Source organism: Nocardioides sp. Root122, assembly GCF_001425025.1.
Classification (GTDB): Bacteria; Actinomycetota; Actinomycetes; order Propionibacteriales; family Nocardioidaceae; genus Nocardioides.
The window spans coordinates 97,486-115,872 of record NZ_LMDE01000016.1 but is presented as its reverse complement, the minus strand read 5'-3'; the positions used below and the strand labels follow the sequence as shown (position 1 = coordinate 115,872).

At 70.7% G+C, this 18,387-nt stretch carries 18 protein-coding genes, 1 tRNA gene and 1 riboswitch; of the genes, 9 read left to right on the top strand and 10 right to left on the bottom strand.

Annotation, left to right across the window (positions count from 1 at the left end):
• Positions 1-17: 17 nt before the first annotated feature.
• Positions 18-147, bottom strand: a riboswitch (FMN riboswitch).
• A gap of 107 nt (positions 148-254) precedes the next feature.
• On the bottom strand, positions 255-1,586 hold the full coding sequence (locus ASC64_RS21280; protein WP_056909560.1) for a M20/M25/M40 family metallo-hydrolase: 1,332 nt from the start codon (positions 1,584-1,586) through the stop codon (positions 255-257).
• Positions 1,587-1,666: 80 nt separating this feature from the next.
• On the opposite strand from ASC64_RS21280, the gene ASC64_RS21275 reads away from it, so the two are divergent.
• From ASC64_RS21275 to ASC64_RS21255, 5 genes are all read left to right on the top strand, one after another.
• Positions 1,667-1,752 (top strand) — tRNA-Leu (locus tag ASC64_RS21275).
• Positions 1,726-3,756: a sulfatase family protein gene (locus tag ASC64_RS21270; RefSeq protein WP_308195199.1), complete on the top strand. Its 2,031-nt coding sequence runs from the start codon at positions 1,726-1,728 to the stop codon at positions 3,754-3,756. Before ASC64_RS21275 ends, ASC64_RS21270 begins: the two co-directional genes overlap by 27 nt.
• Before the next feature lie 120 nt (positions 3,757-3,876).
• Positions 3,877-4,422 carry a hypothetical protein gene (locus ASC64_RS21265; protein WP_056909558.1) on the top strand — a complete coding sequence of 182 codons (546 nt, stop codon included), beginning with the start codon at positions 3,877-3,879 and terminating at the stop codon, positions 4,420-4,422.
• A 106-nt stretch (positions 4,423-4,528) separates the two neighbouring features.
• A complete protein-coding gene (locus tag ASC64_RS22595) occupies positions 4,529-5,845 on the top strand; it encodes a hypothetical protein (protein WP_200937950.1) in 1,317 nt (438 codons plus the stop codon).
• On the top strand, positions 5,842-6,330 hold the full coding sequence (locus ASC64_RS21255) for a flavodoxin family protein (protein WP_056909557.1): 489 nt from the start codon (positions 5,842-5,844) through the stop codon (positions 6,328-6,330). Before ASC64_RS22595 ends, ASC64_RS21255 begins: the two co-directional genes overlap by 4 nt.
• On the opposite strand, the gene ASC64_RS21250 is transcribed toward ASC64_RS21255, so the two are convergent.
• Positions 6,327-6,797: a VanZ family protein gene (locus ASC64_RS21250; RefSeq protein ID WP_056909556.1), complete on the bottom strand. Its 471-nt coding sequence runs from the start codon at positions 6,795-6,797 to the stop codon at positions 6,327-6,329. The genes ASC64_RS21255 and ASC64_RS21250 overlap by 4 nt on opposite strands.
• An 86-nt stretch (positions 6,798-6,883) precedes the next feature.
• On the opposite strand from ASC64_RS21250, the gene ASC64_RS21245 reads away from it, so the two are divergent.
• The 4 genes from ASC64_RS21245 to ASC64_RS21230 all read left to right on the top strand — a co-directional run bounded on the left by ASC64_RS21245 (position 6,884) and on the right by ASC64_RS21230 (position 12,047).
• Positions 6,884-8,557, top strand: coding sequence for a bifunctional 3'-5' exonuclease/DNA polymerase (locus ASC64_RS21245; protein ID WP_056909555.1), 1,674 nt, complete (start codon positions 6,884-6,886; stop codon positions 8,555-8,557).
• An 83-nt stretch (positions 8,558-8,640) separates the two neighbouring features.
• Positions 8,641-10,335, top strand: a complete 1,695-nt coding sequence (locus ASC64_RS21240) for a BCCT family transporter (protein WP_056909554.1) — start codon at positions 8,641-8,643, stop codon at positions 10,333-10,335.
• A gap of 27 nt (positions 10,336-10,362) precedes the next feature.
• Positions 10,363-10,944: a LysR family substrate-binding domain-containing protein gene (locus ASC64_RS21235; protein ID WP_056909553.1), complete on the top strand. Its 582-nt coding sequence runs from the start codon at positions 10,363-10,365 to the stop codon at positions 10,942-10,944.
• Between the two features lie 35 nt (positions 10,945-10,979).
• Complete coding sequence (locus ASC64_RS21230; RefSeq protein ID WP_056909552.1) at positions 10,980-12,047, top strand: NAD-dependent epimerase/dehydratase family protein; 1,068 nt, start codon at positions 10,980-10,982, stop codon at positions 12,045-12,047.
• A gap of 114 nt (positions 12,048-12,161) precedes the next feature.
• Here the strand turns inward: ASC64_RS21230 and ASC64_RS21225 are convergent, their stop codons facing one another.
• The 8 genes from ASC64_RS21225 to ASC64_RS22420 all read right to left on the bottom strand — a co-directional run bounded on the left by ASC64_RS21225 (position 12,162) and on the right by ASC64_RS22420 (position 18,309).
• Positions 12,162-12,539, bottom strand: coding sequence for a hypothetical protein (locus tag ASC64_RS21225; protein ID WP_056909551.1), 378 nt, complete (start codon positions 12,537-12,539; stop codon positions 12,162-12,164).
• 47 nt (positions 12,540-12,586) lie between these two features.
• On the bottom strand, positions 12,587-13,150 hold the full coding sequence (locus tag ASC64_RS21220; RefSeq protein WP_056909550.1) for a nucleosidase: 564 nt from the start codon (positions 13,148-13,150) through the stop codon (positions 12,587-12,589).
• On the bottom strand, positions 13,147-13,818 hold the full coding sequence (locus ASC64_RS21215; protein WP_056909549.1) for a sulfotransferase: 672 nt from the start codon (positions 13,816-13,818) through the stop codon (positions 13,147-13,149). Before ASC64_RS21215 ends, ASC64_RS21220 begins: the two co-directional genes overlap by 4 nt.
• A 4-nt stretch (positions 13,819-13,822) precedes the next feature.
• A complete protein-coding gene (locus ASC64_RS21210; RefSeq protein ID WP_056909548.1) occupies positions 13,823-15,259 on the bottom strand; it encodes a GuaB1 family IMP dehydrogenase-related protein in 1,437 nt (478 codons plus the stop codon).
• Positions 15,260-15,426: 167 nt separating this feature from the next.
• Entirely contained in the window at positions 15,427-15,915 is a 489-nt protein-coding gene (locus ASC64_RS22250; protein WP_156385337.1) for a hypothetical protein, read from the bottom strand.
• A complete protein-coding gene (locus ASC64_RS22245; protein WP_156385336.1) occupies positions 15,912-16,421 on the bottom strand; it encodes a hypothetical protein in 510 nt (169 codons plus the stop codon). Before ASC64_RS22245 ends, ASC64_RS22250 begins: the two co-directional genes overlap by 4 nt.
• A gap of 105 nt (positions 16,422-16,526) precedes the next feature.
• A complete protein-coding gene (locus tag ASC64_RS21205; RefSeq protein ID WP_056909547.1) occupies positions 16,527-17,648 on the bottom strand; it encodes an XRE family transcriptional regulator in 1,122 nt (373 codons plus the stop codon).
• Complete coding sequence (locus ASC64_RS22420; RefSeq protein WP_162245830.1) at positions 17,638-18,309, bottom strand: hypothetical protein; 672 nt, start codon at positions 18,307-18,309, stop codon at positions 17,638-17,640. The genes ASC64_RS21205 and ASC64_RS22420 overlap by 11 nt, the downstream gene beginning before the upstream one ends.
• Between the last annotated feature and the right edge of the window lie 78 nt (positions 18,310-18,387).

Sequence of the window (18,387 nt, the reverse complement as noted above, 5' to 3'; positions counted from 1 at the left end):
GAGGACGTGCGGACCGTCAGCGTGCACTTCTCATCCGGACTTTGACCGTCGGTCCAGGAATTCCACCTGGTCAACCGGCCACTGGCTGTGGTCGGGTCGCGGACTGTGACCGCCGGTGCGGAGTTCCACCGCCCCCAGAGCACGCAAGCTCTTCGTGGGGGCAACTGTGCCACAGCCGCACGCATTCCCTCACCGGTGTCCGGCGGTGACGTGCGCGACATCTCCGTGCTCCCGGTCGGCTCCGCGTGTCGCGCTCAGGCCTGGTCGAGGAACCGGTCGAAGACCCGCGCCCCGAACTCGAGCGCGTCGACCGGCACCCTCTCGTCGACGCCGTGGAAGAGGGCGGTGAAGTCCAGGTCGGCGGGCAGCCTCAGCGGCGCGAAGCCGTAGGAGCGCATGCCGAGCTTGCGGAAGTGCTTGGCGTCGGTGCCGCCGCTCATCGTGTAGGGCGCGACCAGCGCGTCGGGGTCCTCGGCGAGCAGGCTGCGGGTCATCGCGTCGACCAGGTCGCCGTCGTAGGGCGTCTCCCAGGGCTGCTGGTGGGACTCGAAGTCGAGCTCGATGCCGTCGCCGGCGAGCTCGCGCAGCGTCGCGAAGAACTCGTCCTCGTAGCCGGGCAGGAACCGGCCGTCGATGGTGGCCTGGGCGTCGGTGGGGATGACGTTGGTCTTGTAGCCGGCCCGGAGCATCGTCGGGTTGGCGGTGTTGCGGATGACCGCGCCCAGCATGCGGGCGGCGTCGCCGAACTCCTCGACGAGCGCCTCGGCGTTGTCGGGGGTGGCCTCGGTCCCGGCGAGCTCGCCGACCGTCGCGAGGAGCACCTCCATGGTCGGCGTGAGGCGCACGGGCCACTGGTGGGCGCCGATGCGCGCGACCGCGCCGGCGAGCCGGGTCACCGCGTTGTCGTCGTTGATCATCGAGCCGTGCCCGGCGCGTCCGCGGGCGGTCAGCCGCATCCAGGCCATGCCCTTCTCGGCGGCCTCGATCAGGTAGACCCGGCGGCCCCGCACGGTCGCCGAGAAGCCACCGACCTCCCCTACTGCCTCGGTGCAGTCGGCGAACAGGTCGGCGTGCTCGTCGACGAGGATCCCGGCGCCGTGGTGGCCGCCTGCCTCCTCGTCGGCGGTGAAGCAGAGCACCACCTCGCGATCGGGCGCGGCACCGGCCCGGGCGCGGGCACGCACGACACTGAGCAGCATCGCGTCGAAGTCCTTCATGTCGACCGCACCACGACCCCAGACCTGGCCATCCTGGACCTCGCCCGCGAACGGGTCGACCTGCCAGTCCGACGCCTCGGCAGGTACGACGTCGAGGTGGCCGTGCAGCAGCAGCGGCGCCCGGCCGTCACCGCCGCCCCAGCGTGCGACGACGTTGGAGCGTCCGGGTCGTCCCTCGATGATCTCGCTGGAGATGCCGACCTCGTCGAGGAGGGTCGCGACGTGCTCGGCGGCCTTGCGCTCCCCCGGGCCGTCGTCGTTGCCGTAGTTCGACGTGTCGATCGCGATCAGCTGCCGGCACAGCTCGACGACCTCCGCAGCGGGGTCGTAGGAGCGGTCCTCTGGGCTCTGTCCGGGCGCCTGTTCCATGCTGTCCATCCTGCCCCACGAGCGAGCACCAGCCCCGATTCGTCGGTGCTGAAGTGCTTTGCTACTGTTCTCCAGCACTCGTCCGGGTGGCGGAATTGGCAGACGCGCTAGCTTGAGGTGCTAGTGCCCGTATTAGGGCGTGGGGGTTCAAGTCCCCCCTCGGACACACAGGAAGAACCCCAGGTCACCGACCTGGGGTTCTTTTGCTTCTCGGGACCGGGACGGGGCCGAGGTGAGTCGGACCCGCCCCACCCGGCCGGCACGCGGAACGACACGGGTGGTCTGCACGACCGTGAGGGCTAGTGGCGCTAGTCCGTTCGGAGCAATCGACCGCGTTCCGGCCTCGGGCGGGCTGCCCACTGACGACGATCAGGCCCTCGACACACACGGCGCTCTCGCGGCGCTCCAACCTGACGCCCCAGAACTCCGTTCACCCCCATCGGCGTCGCCACCCCGGAGGACGACCACCATCACCACGCCAGGCACATGGACCCGGGCCCGCCTCCTGACGATTCTCGTGGGCTGCACGCTCGCCCTCGCCCTCGCCCCACCGTCGGCGGACGCGACCGGCGCCTCGTCGACCACAGCAGCCACGCGACTGCCCGTACACCGCCCGAACATCGTCGTGGTCATGGCCGACGACATGCGCGCGGACGATCTGCGATTCGCTCCGAACGTGCGACACCTCGTCGGGTCCAGAGGCCTGGAGTTCCGCAACGCGTTCTCGCCGTTCCCGCTGTGCTGCCCGGCCCGGGCGTCGTTCCTGACCGGCGTGTACGCCCACAACCACGGCGTCTACTGGCACCACAAGCCGTACGGCTACGGCGCCTTCGACGACTCGCGCACCATCGCCACCTCGCTGTCCGAGGCCGGGTACCGCACCGCCTTCATCGGCAAGTACCTCAACGGGTACGGCCCGATGCGCTCCAAGGTCACCGGCGAGCGGTCGTACCGCTACGTCCCGAACGGCTGGGACGACTGGTACGGAGCGTTCGAGAACCCGGGCGTCGGCTCCTTCCACGGCGGCACCTACGACTACTTCGACACCCCCTACAACATCAACGGGAAGCCGACGAACAACCGGCGCGGTGAGTACCAGACCGACACGCTGGGGATGTTCGCGCGCAAGATCGCGACGGCCAACGCCCGGAGGGCCCGGCCGTTCTTCATGTACCTGTCCTTCACCGCCCCGCACTTCGCCAGCACGAGCGAGCCCGATGACCCGCGACGGGGGCGGGACTTCACCCACCGGGACGGCACCCGCAGCACTTTCGCGACGCCGTCGCGCCCCGACTGGGTCAAGGGCAGGTTCGACCGGGCCGTCACGCGCGCCCCCGGTCTCCCGAAGGGTGGCGGACCGGCAGAGGCAGACGTCTCCGACAAGCCCCAGAAGCTGCGGATGCTGCCCGAGCTCTCGCACCAGGGCCGCCGTGCGCTCGCCGAGGTGACTCGCCAACGGGCCGAGGCGATCTACGTGATGGATCGCCAGGTCGGCAGTCTCGTCCGCACCCTGAAGAAGCGTGGCGAGTGGGACGACACCGTGCTCGTGTTCACCTCCGACAACGGCTACTTCCTCGGTGAGCACCGCCAGCGCACGGGCAAGACCAAGGCGCACGAGCCGTCCTTGCGGGTCCCGTTCCTCATCACCGGTCCCGGCATGCGCAGCGGCGAGGTCCGCAACGACCCCATCTCGACCGTCGACCTCACCGCCACCATCCTCGACCTCGCCGAGGCCGCCGCACCGCACCCCGCCGATGGGGCCAGCCTCACCACGACGATGCTCACCGGCGACCAGGGCTGGGACGTCCCGGTCGTGACCGAGGCAACCCACACCACCAAGGGTCGGCGCACCGACCCGGCCTTCCGCCGAGGCGACGCGCGCACCAGCATCGGTCTGCGCACCGCGCGGTACTCCTTCACCCGCTACGACAACGGCGAGGGCGAGCTGTACGACCTGTACGCCGACCCTGCGCAGATGGAGAACCGGTACGAAGACCCCGCCTACGCGGGGGTGCGCGCCTCCCTCGACGAGCTGTGGTCGCGCTACAAGGACTGCGCGGCAGCGACATGCCAGGTGCCGATGCCCGCGCAGCTCACTGTCGACGCACCCACCCTCTCCGGGCTGACCGCGCGGTACTGGCGACACATCGACGCCGTCTACGGCAGCTGACCGCACCGCGACCCCGGTCGGGCAGAGAGCTCTCTGGTCGTCCGAGGCAACCCACGGGGCCGCGGCTGCGTCAGTACTACGACTGGCCGAAACGCGGCCGCACCTCCCGGGAGTCGCCCCATGCGTCGCATCGCCTCCGCCCTCGCCTGCACCCTCGCCTGCACCCTCGCCGGCACCCTGATGGCCCTCGGGCTCCTCGCCCCCGCTGCCACGGCGGCGCCCGCGCCCGCGGCCGAGTCGGTCCGGACGGTCACCTACAAGGGCTTCGGCGCCACGGTGACCCTCGACCACCTCGACCGCATCTCGCGCACCTCCCCTGCGTTCCAGCACTTCGTCGAGCGCAGGCTCACGCGGCTCTGGAAGTCCAACGACCCGCGCCCGAAGTGCCGCGCGGCCGCCACGATGATCATCAAGACGTGGCGCTCGGACGGCTACGCGCTCGTCAGCGACATGGGCAACTTCGCCCCGTGCCCGGCTGGTGGCTGGGTGCAGATCGCGGTCCGCACGGACGCCGGGTGGCGTACGCCGGTCCGCCTCGGCGCCCAGGAGCCGTTCGGCTGCCGGGTGCTCGGCTCCTTCGAGGTGCCGGTCGCCGTCGTCCCGGACGGGAAGTGCTTCGCCGGCAACGAGCTGGTCTCCTACGAGGACTGGATCGCCGCGCACTGATGCAGTGAACGGCCTCCGGGACCTTGGTCCCGGAGGCCGCGGCACCTCGCCCCTGCCGCCGCGCGACGCCTGCCTGCAGGCTGGAGGCAGGAAGGCGGGCGGCCTCATGAGCACCACGATCGAGCGCAGCGTGCACCTGGCCGCGCCCGCCCAGCGCACCCGCCGGGCAGCGTCCGCTCGTCACGTCGTCGGCGCCTTCTTCCTCGTCATGGGCGGTCTCAACGCCGGCATCGTCGCGGCAGACCCCCAGACGTACCTGCCGTTCGCCGACGGCGCCTTCTGGCCCTTCGTCACCACCGCGTGGCACGAGCTGGTCATGCCCCATCCCCACGCCTGGTTCCTGACACTCGCCGCGGGCGAGGTGGTGCTCGGGCTCCTGCTCCTCCGCGGCGGGGCTCCGGCGCGGCTGGGGTGGTCGGGCGTGATCGCCTTCCACGTCCTGCTGATGGCCTTCGGCTTCGGCATCTGGGTGTGGTCCCTCCCCGCCCTGGCCGTCCTCGTCCCGGCCGCGCGAGCCGACTGGCCGGCTCTGGCCGCCCCGGCGTCGGTCACGCCCGCGCCGGTGGTGAGCCCGCGCGTCGTCCCCGTCACCCTGGGCATCCGACGGACATCGACCCTGCTGGCGTCCACGCTGGCGCTGGCCACGACGGTGCTGGCCGCGTCGCTCTACGGCCTCCTCGCCGACACGCCGTACCGGTCGCTGCCCGAGGCCACCGTCCTCGGCGCCCGCGCGCAGGACGCCTGCAGCATCGTCGTGGCCGGCCTGCTCCTCTGGCTGGTACGCCGCCCGATGCTCACCGCGGCAGCCGACCTCGCCCGCCTCGGCCTGCTCGGCTACCTGGCCTACAGCTACCTGATCTACGCCACCGGCGTGCCGATGAACCGCGCCTTCCTGGCGTACGTCGTCATCGTGGCGCTCTCCCTCGCGGGGCTGGCGAGCGGGCTGGTGCGGGTGTCGGCCCGGCAGGTGCCGGCCGGCACCGCCTCGCCCCGCCTGGCGCGCGGGACCGGCTGGATGCTCGTGGTCACGGGTGTGCTCTTCGCCGGCCTCTGGCTCTCGACCCTGCTGCCGTTCGCGCTGGGTGGCGCGCGACCTGATCCCGAAGGGGTCGGCGGCACGCCCTACCCGGTCTTCTGGCTCGACCTGGCCATCGTCCTGCCGGCGATCGTGGCCGTCGGCGTGCTGCTGCTCCGCGGTCGCCCGGCCGGGCCGCCACTGGCCGTCGTCGCGCTCATCAAGATCGTCACCCTCTTCACCGCCCTGTGGGCCGGTCCGGTGGTGGCGCTGGCCACCTCGACCGACGTCCACCTCGGGCCGGACGCCGTCCCCAGCCTGCTGTTGCTGGTCGCGAGCGCGTGGCTCGTCGGGCGGTGGCTCAGGTCCTTCCCCGCACCCACCCGTCAGCAGAGGAGCCCGTCATGAGCACGCTCGTCGTCTTCGAATCCTTCTGGGGCAACACCGCCACCGTCGCCCAGGCCGTCGCGGACGGCATCGCCGGCCCGGTCGAGGTCGTCGGGGTCGCCGACGCGCCCACCCCGCTCCCCCACGACGTCGACCTGCTGGTGGTCGGCGGTCCCACGCACGCCTTCGGGATGACCCGCGCCGGCACCCGTCGCGATGCGGTCAAGCAGGGTGGGGAGGCGGGGCACGAGGAGACCGGGATCCGTGAGTGGCTGGCCGCCCTGGCCCCGGTCCCGGGCCTGGACGTGGCGACGTTCGACACGAGGGCCGCCGCGGTGCGGCGGCTGCCGGGCTCCGCCGCCCGCGGGGCAGCCCGCAGCGTCTCCCACACCCACCTCGGTCGCGTGGTCGACACCGAGTCGTTCTACGTCGACGACAAGGACGGCCCGCTGCTGGACGGCGAGGTGGAGCGGGCGCGAGCCTGGGGACGGACGCTCCGGTCCTAGCCCTCCCCGGCGGCGCGTCGGGCCTCGCGCTCCCGCCTTCGCCGCAACGACGCCGGCAGCGTCAGGACGAGCGCCAGCGCGATGCCGATGAACATGCCGATGGAGTTGGCCGCGACGTCACGCGGGTCGGACACCCGACCCGGGATCGAGCGCTGGACGCTCTCGATCATCGAGGTGAGCACGATGCCTGAGGCGAGCGCGACCAGCCACAGCCGCGAGCCGACGAGCAGCAGCAGGAAGACACCCAGCGGGACGAACAGCCCGATGTTGGCCAGGAACTCGATGCGGTCGACGTCCAGCCGGCTGGTGAGCGCGTCCAGCTCGGGATAGCGCTCCATCCGCGTCAGGACGCGCAGCGCCAGGTCCTGGTAGTCGGGCTGGTCCTCGGCCGGTGTGAGCGTCACCAGGCCCACGAACCCGAGGTAGAGGAGGGTCAGCAGGCTGAGGAACGGATGTCGGTGCAGCACAGGACCATCTTCCCGGTGGGGCAAGCGATCCCCGCAACCGGCGCGGTGGCGGCCCGGGCGTCGGTGCCGTCCGCGAGGCTGTGCGCATGACCCGGGTCCAGCTCTCCCGCCTGCCCGGCGAGCGCGCGCTCGTCACCGACGGGTCCGGGCAGAGCGAGGTCGCGCTGAGCGCGCTGCCCGGGCTGGTGCGCGAGCGGGAGGCCGCCGAGGCGCCGCGCTGGGTCTGGGACGACACCGCACGGTGGTACCCCTCGCTCCTCGCCGCCGGCGTCCGGGTCCGCCGGTGCCACGACCTCCGGCTGTGCCACCTCCTGCTGCGACGCGCACCCGCCGTCGACGCGCGCCACCTGCACGGCGAGGACTCCGGGCTCTGGGACCACCTCGCACCGGCGGTGGCTGCCGACCCGGGCCTGTTCAGCGTGGACGCCGCGACCGACCACCTGCGCGCCGACACCGAGGACGCCCGGCAGCTCGCGGCGGTCGCGGCCTCGCCCGACGCCCCACGCCTGCGGCTGCTGCTGGCGGCCGAGTCGGCCGGCGCCCTCGCCGCGGCCGAGATGACTCACGCCGGCGTGCCGTGGCGCGTCGACGTGCACGAGCAGCTGCTCGAGGAACGGCTGGGCCAGCGACCCCCGCGGGGCGCCCGCCCCCAGCTGCTGGAGGAGGTCATCGACGACGTACGCCGCCTCCTCGGCGCCCCGGGGCTCAACCCCGACTCCCGTCCCGAGCTCCTCGCGGCGCTGCGGCGGGCGGAGGTCGAGGTGCCCGACACCCGGGCGTCGACGCTGCGGCGGGTCGACCACCCGGTGGTCGAGCCGCTGCTGCGCTACAAGCAGCTGGCACACCTGTTCCAGAACAACGGGTGGGCCTGGATCGACCAGTGGGTCAGCGGCGGACGGTTCCGGCCGTCCTACCAGCCGGCCGGCTCGGCGACGGGGCGCTGGTCCTCCAACGGCGGCGGCGCGCTGTCGTTCCCCGTGCAGGTGCGCTCCGCCGCCGTCGCCGACCAGGACTGGGTGCTGGTCGTGGCCGACGTGGCCCAGCTCGAGCCGCGGGTGCTCGCCGGCATGAGCGGCGACCACGAGCTGGCCCGCGCTGCACGCGGCGCCGACCTCTACCAGGGCATGGTCGACGCGGGAGCCGTCGCGACCCGCCAGGACGCCAAGCTCGGCCTCCTCGGAGCGATGTACGGCGCCACGTCCGGTGAGAGCGGCCGGATGGTGGCCGGGCTGACCCGCCGCTACCCCCGAGCCTTCGGGCTCGTCGAGGAGGCCGCGCGCGCCGGCGAGCGCGGGCAGGTCGTGCGCACGCTGCTGGGCCGCGGCTGCCCTGCGCTCGGAGGGTCGTGGGACGAGTCCCCGGACGCGCCGCCGGAGGACCTCGAGCTGCAGGACCGGCACCGCCGGGCCTACGGCCGGTTCACCCGCAACTTCGTCGTGCAGGGCACCGGTGCGGAGTGGGCCCTGTGCTGGATCGCCGACCTCCGCAACCGGTTGTGGGACCTCGGCGCGACAGGACCGCTCGACGCGCGTCCGCACCTGGTGTTCTTCCTGCACGACGAGGTGGTCGTGCACTGCCCGGCCGATCTCGCCGAGGCGGTCACCCGCGAGGTCGTCGACGCCGCCACGACCGCCGGTTCGCTGCTGTTCCGCGACGTCGCCGTGGACTTCCCGCTCAACGTCTCCGTCGTCAGGTCCTACGCCGAGGCCGGGAAGCCCGGCGCCAAGACAGGCCCGTCATCGGCGCCCCACCTGCCGTGACCGACTGTGGGCCTTGTCTCACCCTGAGCGGGGAACTCGCGTGTCAGGTTGCTCGACACCGAGATTCTTGATCTCGTCGCCGGATGGCCACAGGAATCGAACCTCCCCGCGACCTGCCCGCACCCGACGAGACCCACCCGGCGCTCGACGCCGCCATCGAGCCCGACACGTCCCGCGAGACCGGCCTCGACAAGCTGGTCTTCGGTGTCACGGCGCTGGTCAGCCTGGCGTTCCTCGTCTGGGGCTTCGTCAGCACCGGCAGTCTGGCAGACGCCTCCGCCAGCGGCCTGGCGTGGACGATGGAGAAGGCCGGCTGGCTCTTCGTGCTGACCTCGAGCGCCTTCGTCGTGTTCGTCATCTGGCTCGCGCTGGGCAAGTTCGGCAACATCCCGCTCGGCCGCGACGACGAGGAGCCGGAGTTCCGGACCATCTCGTGGGTCGCGATGATGTTCAGCGCCGGCATGGGCATCGGCCTGATGTTCTACGGCGTCTCGGAGCCGATCACCCACTTCGTCACCCCGCCGCCGGGCACGGGCGAGGCGGGCAACGCGGAGGCAGCGCAGGCCGCGATGGCCACCACGATGTTCCACTGGACGCTGCACCCGTGGGCGATCTACGCCGTCGTGGGGCTCGCCGTCGCGTACGGCGTCTACCGCAAGGGCCGCCTGCAGCTGATCAGCTCGGCCTTCGAGCCGATCCTCGGCCGCCACGCGCACGGTCTCGGCGGCAAGGCGATCGACATGTTCGCCATCTTCGCCACGCTCTTCGGCTCGGCCACCTCGCTCGGCCTCGGCGCCCTCCAGATCGAGTCCGGCCTGCAGATCGTCGCCGGCCTCGGTGACACCGGCAACGCCGTCCTGGTCGGCATCATCGCCGTCCTCACCGCCGCCTTCGTCCTGTCGGCCGTCTCCGGCGTCGCCAAGGGCATCCAGTGGCTGTCGAACATCAACATGGTCCTCGCCGTGGCCCTGGCCCTCTTCGTGTTCATCGTCGGCCCGACCGTGTTCATCCTGAACCTGGTGCCGACCTCGATCGGCAGCTACGTCGCCGACCTCCCGATGATGGCCGCCCGCACGGCGGCCGAGGGCGCGGAGACCAGTGACTGGCTCTCCAGCTGGACGGTCTTCTACTGGGCGTGGTGGCTGTCGTGGACGCCGTTCGTGGGCATGTTCATCGCCCGCATCTCCCGTGGCCGCACCATCCGCCAGTTCGTGACGGGCGTGCTCCTCGTACCGAGCCTGGTCAGCGTCGTGTGGTTCTGCATCTTCGGTGGTGCCGCGATCGACCTGCAGAAGGCGGGCACGGACATCGCCGGCGCCGGTGGCCTGGAGCAGCAGCTCTTCACCACCCTCGAGGCCTACCCCCTCGCCACGGTCTCCAGCATCGCCGTGATGGTGCTGGTCGGCATCTTCTTCGTCTCCGGCGCCGACGCGGCCTCGATCGTGATGGGCTCGCTCTCCGAGCGGGGCACCATCCACCCGAGCCGCCCCACGGTGATCTTCTGGGGTGTCGCCACCGGTGCCGTCGCCGCGGTGATGCTCCTCGTCGGGGGCGCGGACGCGCTCAGCGGCCTGCAGACCATCACCGTGATCGCCGCCCTGCCGTTCGTCCTGATCATGATCGGCCTCGCCGCTGCCCTGGTGAAGGACCTGGCCCAGGACCCGATGGTGGTGCGCCGCAAGTACGCCCTCGAGGCAGTCGAGGCCGCGGTCATCACCGGCGTCACCGAGCACGGCGACGACTTCGTGCTGTCGGTGAAGCGGGACCCCGACGCCTGACGGCCTGGTGCGCCTAGGGTCGGTGCCATGACCGCCACGCTCCGCATCGGTTTCGTCACCGGCGCCACCCCGGACAAGTGGGCGCGCCACTGGCGTGACCGCCGCCGCGAGCCGCTCGAGCTCGTGCCGGTCACGGAGGCCGAGCAGCTCGACGGCGTGCGGGACGGCAGTCTCGACATGGCGATCGTGCGGCTGCCCGTCGACCGCGAGGGCCTGCACTGCGTGCGACTCTACGACGAGCTGCAGGTCGCCGTCGGGTCGCGGGAGCACCTGCTGGCCGCCGCCGACGAGGAGGTCACGACGGCCGACCTCGCCGACGAGCAGCTCGTCCGCCCCCACTCCAGCGGCTGGACGCCGGCGGCCGAGCAGCTCGACTGGCCGCCGATGTCGGAGCAGGAGGCGATCGAGACGGTCGCCGCCGGCACGGGTGTGGTGATCCTCCCGATGTCGATCGCCCGGCTCCACCAGCGCAAGGACGTGGTGAGCCGGGTGGTCTCCGACCTGGAGCCCACGACGATCGCCGTCGTCTGGAGGATCGAGCGCGACGACGAGGTCACCCAGGCGTTCGTCGGTGTCACCAAGGGACGTACGGCGAACACCTCACGCTGACGTCTGCGGCGCACGCCACGGGGTACAGGGCGCTCATGCGCATCGTGATCACTGGGGCCAGCGGCAACGTCGGCTCGGCCCTCGTCCGCCGGCTCTCCCAGGACGGCTCCCACGACCTCGTCGGCGTCGTCCGTCGCCCACCCACCGGCCAGGCACCTGCGCCAGGGATGGACTGGGCCGCGGTCGACCTCACCGACCAGTCGGACGTCCCGGCACTTCAGGAGGCCGTGGCGGGGGCGGACGCGGTGGTCCACCTGGCCTGGGGGTTCCAGCCCTCGCACCGCGAGGAGCACCTCCGCGAGCTGGGCGTCGGCGGCACGGCACGCGTCATCGATGCTGTGCTGTCCACCGGCGTGCCGCACCTCGTCCACATGTCGTCGGTGGGCGCCTACTCGCCCAAGCGCGACGACGCGCCCGTCGACGAGAGCTGGCCGACCGGTGGCGTGCCCACCTCCATGTACAGCCGGCACAAGGCTGCCGCCGAGACGCTCCTCGACGAGCTGCAGGTCGACGCTCCCGGCCTCGTCGTGACCCGCATGCGCCCGGGCATCATCGGCCAGCGGGCAGCCGGCAGCGCGCTCCTCCGCTACGGGCTGCCCACGGTGGTGCCCGCTGCCCTGCTGCGCCACGTCCCGGTGGTGCCTCTCGACGCCGGGCTGGTGATCCCGATGGTGCATGCCGACGACGTCGCCGACGCGCTGGTCCGGGTGGTCGAGGGTCGGGTGCCGGGCGCGTTCAACCTCGCCGCCGAGCCCGCGATCACCGCCCAGGACGTCGCCGACGCACTGCACGCGCGCCTGGTCCACGTCCCGTCGGCCGTCGTGCGGGCGGCCGTGTCGGCAAGCTGGCACGGACGGCTCCAGCCGCTCGACCCCGGCTGGATCGACATGGCCTACTCCGTACCGCTGCTCGACACCACGCGGGCGCGCCGCGATCTCGGCTGGGCACCCACGACGGACGCGAGGGCGGTGCTCTCCGAGACCCTTGCGGGCATGCAGGACACGGACTCCGCCGGGACGCCCGTCCTGCGTCCGCGCACGGTCGCAGGCGGCCTCGTCCGCGCGCTCCGTCGTGGGCCGGTCAGCCGACGGAGCGAACCGTGAGGCCCGACGTGCTGCGGCGACCGCCCCGAGAGTCCGCTACGAGAGCCAGCCCCGGGCACCACCCGGGTCGTCGCCCGCAGGGGTGGACATGCCCGGCTCAGCGAGGCGACGGGCTCAGCGCCCGCCGAGCCGGGATGACGCCAGGGCCCGTCCGAGGAGCATGAGCGGGAGGGACGCGGCGACCACCGGCGGCGTGGCGATGAATATGCCGACCAGGAAGAGCCCGCTCTCGTCCTCTCCCGACCACCACGCGAAGAGCGTGACGATCGTCGACACGACTGCCACGAGCGCCGGCCAGAGCAACCGTGCGCTCCGGGGGGCCAGGGCCCCTGCGAGCACGCAGCCGAGCGCGACCGTGACGAACCACGCGACGTGCATGGCGTCGCTGGCCTTCCCGTCGCTCCACGAGACCCACACCAGCCACGCAGCCGGCGGAGCCAGCAGGGCCACGGCCACGGAGGCGGCCACCGACGTCGGACGTGTCGTCACCATGGGGCGAGTATCGACGCCATCGCCCCACGACCCCTGAGCCCGGGTGCTCAACCTCGCGGGGCGAGCACCTCGGTCCGGACCCACTCACCGAGCACGCGCGCCGACGCCTCGACCACGGTCGGCCAGTCGAGCGCCGACTCGTCGGCGGGGTCCGAGACGTGCTTGACCAGCCGCACGGGCACGCCGAGCTCGCGGCAGGCGTAGGCCACGGCGTAGCCCTCCATGTCGACGAGGTGTGCCCGCTCGGCCAGGGCGTCACGCACCGCCGGGTCGCTGACGAACACGTCGCCGGTCGCCAGGATCACGTCCGACTCCCCCACCTCGAGCCGCTCCTGCGGGTCGTGGCCGAGCGAGCGGATCACGTCAGCGCTCAGGTCGTGGTTGAGCACCGTCCCCGGCTCGAAGAGCCCGCTCAGCCCGGGACGGAGGGCGCCGGCGGTGCCGATGTTCACCACCGTCAGCCCGGCGTGGTCGTCGTACGACGACAGGGCGCGCGCGGTCGCGGTCGCGGCAGCCACCTTGCCCATGCCGGTGACGACCAGCGGCAGGCCGGCCGGCACGTGGGCGGCCTCGGCCGCGGTGGCCGAGACCACCAGCACGCGCGGCGTCACTCGACGTCCCGGTGCTTGCCGACCCGCGAGTGCGGGGTGGCCAGCACGGCCTCGATGCGGTTCTGGTCGTAGACCTCGCCGAGCCAGTCGAACAGGCCGCGCAGCGCCTCGGGGTCGGCGACGTAGTCGTCGTAGTGGACGCGGTAGGCCGCGTCACCCAGACCGGCGGCGGTGCTCAGGATCTTCTCCTCGATCGCCTGCACCTGCGAGAGGGGGTCGTCCTTGTGGGTCCAGTAGTTGCTGGCCGCGACGTCGGTGAGGTTGCGGGTGTTGACGACGAACCGCGCACCGGGGAAGACCTGGCGGAGGAAGTCGACGTAGTCGGGGAGGTCGGCGTCGTACCAGCGGATCTCCTTGTAGCCGCTGACCCGGGTGTCGTGCTCCGGGCGCAGCAGCGTCGCCTCGGCCAGCGCACGGATGTGCTGCAGCGAGGCGACCTCCGGGAAGCCCTCGATGCCGAACCACGGGTGCGTCGGCCGGCTCGCCCGCGCCGGGTCGACCCGGGCCTTCTCGGCGAGGCCGCTGCGGTGGAAGTCGTAGAGGTGGCGCATCGCGTGGCGGTTCTCCCCGCGCAGCAGCCAGCCCGGGATCGAGTTGAGGATGCCCATCAGCAGGGTCGACCCCGACCGGCCGTAGGTCATCACGAAGACGTGCTCGAGCTCCCTCATCGCGTCACCAGGACTTCTCGAGGGGCCGGCCCTCGTGGAAGCCGGCCGCGGACTGCACCCCGACGAGCGCCCGCTCGTGGAGCTCGGCGAGGTCGCTCGCGCCGGCGTAGGTGCACGAGGAGCGCACGCCGGAGCAGATCTGGTCGATGAGGTCCTCGACCCCGGGACGGTCGGGGTCGAGGTACATCCGCGACGAGGAGATGCCCTCCTCGTAGAGCCCCTTGCGGGCCCGGTCGTACGACGACTCGCCGGCCGTGCGGTTGGCCACCGCGCGTGCCGAGGCCATCCCGAAGGACACCTTGAACGGGCGGCCGTCGGCGTCGTGCATCAGGTCGCCGGGCGACTCGTGGGTGCCGGCGAACCAGGAGCCGATCATCACCGACGAGGCACCCGCGGCCAGGGCGAGGGCGACGTCGCGCGGGTGGCGTACTCCTCCGTCCGCCCAGACGTGCTTGCCGAGCTCGCGTGCGGCGGCCGCGCACTCGAGCACGGCGGAGAACTGGGGGCGGCCGACGCCGGTCATCATCCGGGTGGTGCACATGGCGCCCGGCCCGACGCCGACCTTGACGATGTCGGCACCGGCCTCGATCAGCGCCCGGGTGCCGTCCGCCGAGACGACGTTGCCGGCCGCGACGGGGACGGTGGGAGACAGCGCCCGGACCGCCTGCAGGGCCTGGACCATCCGGTCCTGGTGCCCGTGGGCGGTGTCCACGACCAGGCAGTCGACGCCGGCCTCGAGGAGGTCCTGGGCGCGGTCGGCGACCTCGCGGTTCACGCCGACCGCCGCGGCGATCCGCAGGCGGCCGCCGTCGTCGAGCGCGGGGTTGTAGAGCGTGGCGCGCAGCGCGCCGAGCCGGGTCAGCACCCCCACCAGCTCGCCGGACCCGGAGACCGCGACGGCCAGCGGCGCCTTGGCCCGCTCGATGGCGTCGTAGACCTCGCGGGGGTCGGTCGAGGCGGCCACCGTGACGACCGAGCGGTTCATCACCGCCTGGACCTGGGCGAAGCGGTCCACGTCCGCGCAGTCGGCCTCGGACACCACGCCCACCGGACGTCCGTCCTGCACCACGACGGCTGCCTTGTGCGCGCGCTTCGGGATCAGCGACAGGGCCTCGGCGACGGTCTGGTCGGGGCGCAGCTCGATCGGGGTGTCGAACACCGGGTGCCGCTCCTTCACCCAGGCCACCACGTCGGCGACCACCTGGATCGGGATGTCCTGCGGGATGACGGTGATGCCCCCGCGCCGGGCGACCGTCTCGGCCATCCGCCGACCGGCGATCGCCGTCATGTTGGCGACGACGAGCGGCAGCGTCGCGCCGGTGCCGTCGGAGGTGGCCAGGTCGACGTCGTAGCGGCTGGCCACGGAGGAGTGGCGCGGGACCATGAAGACGTCGTCGTACGTGAGATCAACGTCATGACCCTGCCCGTTCAAGAATTTCACACGCCGAACCTACGCTGCTACGACTTTCCAGCACGACCTGGCCCGCGAACCACTCTCGGGTCAGATCGCGACCATGCTCGGCGCGACTTAACCCGCGTCATTCACGCGGACTACATCAAGGTTCGAACGCTCTCCGGCCTGGATCACGCGTGCCGCCTACGGCACGGCTACTTGAAGAGGGTCGTCGTGACGGGGTCTATGTCCTCACCGGCGAGCACTGACTCCACTACATCGCCTACTCGCACGATGCTGTCGCGATCGTCGATCGGCGATCCTTTAGTCGGATCGACTCGAAGCGTTTCTACGCGCGTCTCGTATTCAGCTGGGCGCGGGGGCTGGAGTTGCGCACGCCATGACTTCAAGACTGCACCGAATTGGTCGTTTCCGGGCTCCGCTTCTCGTACCAGCACACGCCGGGACCGAAAAGTCCGCGCAATGCAGAACTTTTCGTCCACTTCGTCAGCGCGTACGACGATCTTGATAGGTAGCACTTCGCCCAAGGATTCACCCGAGTCCGGGTCGGTGATCACGACGGGCTCGTCGCGAACATAAAAGAACGTTCCTTCAGTGACCCCATCAGCGGCTCCGCGGTTGATGATGAGTTCTCGATCGCTATTGACGCGAGCGACCTTCCCCCGAATACGTTCTTGATTCATTCTTCATTTCCTTCGTGTCCAGGCAGTCGGTTGTCGCGCTTGAGGTATTTCGACCATTCGTCTTCCCGGACGTCCGAGGCTAGATCGCTCCAGTTGTCGATGGCTGTCGCGGTCGCATCGATTTCCGAGCGTAGGTCGTTTCCCACCGCGACGAACCAGTCTGCCACTCGTTCTTGGGAGATCCGCTCAGCCTTGCAAGCCGCACCGTGGGCTTCGACTCGGACTACTAGCCGCTGCAGTCTTTGTACCTGATCGAAAAGGTGGCGCGTCGCCGGCCGCGCCTGATTTCGAAAAACGCTCTGCGAGAGATCGATACGAAGCACGTTTCCAAGCGCCGCACCAGCAACTGCTGACACTACGGTGAGAAAGACCGTCACAGCGGTCCCAGGCTTGGAGACGCCCAGCACCACGGTGCAAACGACGATGACCCCTACCAGGACCCACGCGAGCAGGTTGTGCGTCTTCTCAGCTCGAGCGACACTTCCGGCCGCCGGGTTGTCCATCACGCGGCCATGGTCGCACACCGACATCGCATGTCGTGGGAGGCCATCCCTTGGCGCAGTCAAGCGAAGATGCGTTTTAGAGCCGTGTGCCCGAGGGCTTACACGCAATCACCTTCGTGGCCCGCTCCGTATTGGAATCACATCCGCACCAGGATGGTCTTCTTTACCGACGGACAGGTCGTCCGACTGGGTCCAATGCGTGATAAGTGGAGCTGGAACTCCAAGCGTGTGGGACAGGCGCGCGGCGTAGCTCTTCCCTTCAGCCTTCTTCAATGCCTGAGTGAGCAGCAGCGGGCGTTCCTCGGGCACCTGCACCGGTTCGTCGGTTCGCCACCCGCTGGACGACCACTGAATGTAGAGGCTCCGCGCTCGCTCCGAGGTGACGATGCCAAGTTCCCCGGCACGGTGAATGAGGCCCTTCACCTCAACGCCGTAGTCGGCCTTCACGCGCAAATACCCGTGAAGCGTCATCGAGGGTGTTAGGCGCTCCGCTGCCACCTCCTGGGGTAGCAGCAGGGCAGCGGCAAACCTGTCAGCGCGCTTCTCCCGCCGGTCGCGGGTACTAGTCAGGGGACGATCAAGATCCCGATCGGCAATGAGATGGAACAGTTCGTGGGCCACCAGGAACCGCTTGTACGCCGCGCTGCGATGAGAGGTGAGCGCGATCAGGGGACGATTCTCGAACGTCGAAGGGCGCGATGCCCCGGAGTGACGCGCATCTTCGTCTGCTTGAGGGTCAAGGTTGTCGATGACACCGACCCCGAGCCGCTCGCACAGTCGGATCACATTGGGTACCGGGTCGGTAGGACCTACCGCTGCGCGGCGGCGCACCTCGGCCGCCAGCAGCTCCGGGTCTCCGTCGAATTCCGAGGGGTCAGGCAACTGCGAAGGGCGGTAGCCGGAGGCGACAGACGCGTGGCGGAACAGGCGTGCGGCCTCGGAGTAGAGCCGATCGACTCTCTTCTCATCCCGAACCCTCGCGGTGGACTTCTTCTTATAGGTGAGGACCCCGATGTCGGCTGGCGTCGGGGTGACTGCGAAGAATTCGATTGGGACGGCGTAGGCCCGGCTGGCGGCGTGTGCCCACGACGACGGGAAAGGGCGGTCGCCCTTGACAACGTGCGTGAGCGCTCCAGAGGTGACGCCGAGGGCACTAGCCAGCTCAGCTTGGGTTATCCCTTCAAGCTCCCGAAGGGCGACCAAGCGCTCACCGCGGAACTCAGTCTCCATCTTCGGCGGTCTCGTCGAGCTCGACGTGGAAGAAGTCGGTGTCGGTGTCGCCGCCGGCGAATTCGAGTCGGTCGAAGATGCCCCCGGCGGGCAAGAGGTCCAAGGACAGGTCACAGGGAACGGCGCGTCCATAGACGCCAGGCGAAGTTGTGTGCACTAGACGCTGCGTGAAAGCAGGGTGCTCGTCCGACAGAGGCCCGCCGAGATCCCAGACCCACAGCACGGTGGTGCGCTGCCTCTCTGTCGGGGTGTCGAGCTCGCTCGCGCCTAGGGTCGGCAACGGAACGTCGCGACTGCTCCATGCCGCGATGCGCGCTGGGTTGCGACCCGCCGAGGGCACTCCGCCGGGGTAGCTACGACGACGCTCCTTCAAGAACCGAAGATCAAGGGCGTGCTCCTCGTTGCTGAGTAGGAGCTGACCCATGAGACGCGAGTCGCCGTTGAGCTCCCAGCCATTGGGCAGGCCGCACCGTTCAAGCTCGAGGCGCATGGCACAGCGAAGCATCATCGGCATCGCGTGCGGAAACTGCCTGGGCGGGTAGCGACGAGTGTCGTCCCGAGCATGAGCGACAGCGACTGCCATGCTCTCGTTGAGAGTAGCCGAGAGCACAGCTGCCTCGTGCGTGATGATCGGGCGCATCTCTTCGTCAAACCAGCTCAAGTTTGGCTCCCAGCGGGTGGTTGCTAAATTATTGAGCACCAATGTAACCCGTGCGGACCCACTCGTCCCGAAGAGACA

Bases quoted from the DNA above. Each gene is read 5' to 3' on its own strand.
- ASC64_RS21280 (WP_056909560.1), bottom strand. From the start codon at position 1,586: ATGGAACAGGCGCCCGGACAGAGCCCAGAGGACCGCTCCTACGACCCC.
- ASC64_RS21265 (WP_056909558.1), top strand. From the start codon at position 3,877: ATGCGTCGCATCGCCTCCGCCCTCGCCTGCACCCTCGCCTGCACCCTC.
- ASC64_RS22595 (WP_200937950.1), top strand. From the start codon at position 4,529: ATGAGCACCACGATCGAGCGCAGCGTGCACCTGGCCGCGCCCGCCCAG.
- ASC64_RS21255 (WP_056909557.1), top strand. From the start codon at position 5,842: ATGAGCACGCTCGTCGTCTTCGAATCCTTCTGGGGCAACACCGCCACC.
- ASC64_RS21245 (WP_056909555.1), top strand. From the start codon at position 6,884: ATGACCCGGGTCCAGCTCTCCCGCCTGCCCGGCGAGCGCGCGCTCGTC.
- ASC64_RS21240 (WP_056909554.1), top strand. From the start codon at position 8,641: ATGGCCACAGGAATCGAACCTCCCCGCGACCTGCCCGCACCCGACGAG.
- ASC64_RS21235 (WP_056909553.1), top strand. From the start codon at position 10,363: ATGACCGCCACGCTCCGCATCGGTTTCGTCACCGGCGCCACCCCGGAC.
- ASC64_RS21230 (WP_056909552.1), top strand. From the start codon at position 10,980: ATGCGCATCGTGATCACTGGGGCCAGCGGCAACGTCGGCTCGGCCCTC.
- ASC64_RS21225 (WP_056909551.1), bottom strand. From the start codon at position 12,539: ATGGTGACGACACGTCCGACGTCGGTGGCCGCCTCCGTGGCCGTGGCC.
- ASC64_RS21215 (WP_056909549.1), bottom strand. From the start codon at position 13,818: ATGAGGGAGCTCGAGCACGTCTTCGTGATGACCTACGGCCGGTCGGGG.
- ASC64_RS22250 (WP_156385337.1), bottom strand. From the start codon at position 15,915: ATGAATCAAGAACGTATTCGGGGGAAGGTCGCTCGCGTCAATAGCGAT.
- ASC64_RS21205 (WP_056909547.1), bottom strand. From the start codon at position 17,648: ATGGAGACTGAGTTCCGCGGTGAGCGCTTGGTCGCCCTTCGGGAGCTT.